This is a genomic window from Mucilaginibacter polytrichastri (assembly GCF_001911425.1).
Lineage (GTDB): Bacteria > Bacteroidota > Bacteroidia > Sphingobacteriales > Sphingobacteriaceae > Mucilaginibacter > Mucilaginibacter polytrichastri.
Map to the genome: position 1 here is coordinate 14,891 of NZ_MPPL01000001.1, position 1,367 is coordinate 16,257.

General features: G+C 45.4%; 2 protein-coding genes. Both read right to left on the reverse strand.

The features are described from left to right. Positions 1-41: 41 nt before the first annotated feature. Entirely contained in the window at positions 42-764 is a 723-nt protein-coding gene (locus tag RG47T_RS00065; RefSeq protein ID WP_074487296.1) for an SDR family oxidoreductase, read from the reverse strand. A 77-nt stretch (positions 765-841) separates the two neighbouring features. Further along, on the reverse strand, positions 842-1,367 hold a 526-nt coding region (locus RG47T_RS00070), incomplete at its 5' end, for a Crp/Fnr family transcriptional regulator (RefSeq protein ID WP_083627526.1).

Below are 1,367 nucleotides of genomic sequence, written 5' to 3' on the forward strand. Positions count from 1 at the left end.
GAGTATTGTAAAAATCGACTTTTGAGACAGCCTCTTTAACACTAAACCAACACATATCCGCCATCAACAACAACCGACTGGCCGGTACCGTATGGTTGTTTCATAAGATACAAATAAGTTAATGCGATGTCGTCAGGACCGGCGACATATTTAACCGGTAGTTTTTCGGAGAAGTAGTTAAACATACCATCCTGATCTTCGGTAGTCATGTTGGCCCACAAACTAGTTTTTACAAGGCCTGGAACAACGATATTTACGCGAATGGGCGCTAATTCCACCGCCATTGCACGGGTAAAGCCTTCCATTGCGGCGCAGATACTTGCACCCAAACCCCAGCCTGCACCAGGGCGTTTACTGGCCGAGCCACCGGTTAGGGTAATAGAGCCCCCTACATTGATATTTCCTGATGCATATTTTACTGCCGAAAATGCACCCCAGTATCGCACATTGAACAGTTTCTTCGCGGCATCAAAGTCGGTATCTGCAACATTGCCTAAATGCAAAGCTTCGCCCGCGGTGAACACCAGGTGATCGAAATGGCCGATGGTTTTAAACAGAGCGGCTATCTGCTGTTCATTAGCCAGATCAGCAGTAAAGCTTTGCGCATTTCCGGGTAACTGGCCAAGTGCTTTGTTTAACCGTTCCGGGTTGCTGGATACGATGATTACTTCTGCGCCTTCTTCGGCGGCAGCTTTTGCAGTTGCAAAGCCAATTCCAACGCTTCCGCCTAAAACAACCACTTTTTTACCTTTTAAATTTTCCATGTGTATTATACATTTTTTGTTAATGCAAATTTCAGCAAGCCAAAACGGGCGGCACTTAACAAATGGTAAAAAATGCTTCAGCGGATATTTTTTCGGATGCGACTGAGCGATTGTGGCGTGATCTCCAGGTAGGACGCAATATCACTCAGGGGAATTTCTCTGGCGGTATCGGGCTGTTGCGATACAAAAGTTGTATAACGGGCGGCCGCATCCTGGCCCAGGTATTCGTTCCGTACCGCTATTTTATCCAGTAATGCCTGGTGGGTAATCTGGTTGATGAGGGGTTTTAAGTAGGGTAATTGTTTAAAAAGCTTATTAAGTTTGGCGCGCGTTAGCACAATCACTTCTACATTGCTGACCGCCAAAATGTTTTCTTTGGCAATTATGCCATTGTTAAAACTGTTTAATATCGAACAAAGTCGGCCTTCACGAATAAAAAAGTACGTTACCTCGTTTCCTGCTTCGTTGATAACCATAATGCGCAATATGCCGTTGCATACCAGGAACAACTCGCGGCAAATTTTTCCGGCTACAAAAAGTGGCTCGCCTTTTTTATAAAAGCGACGTTCGGTAGCTGCGTCGATGAGTGGTTCATCAGTTTCA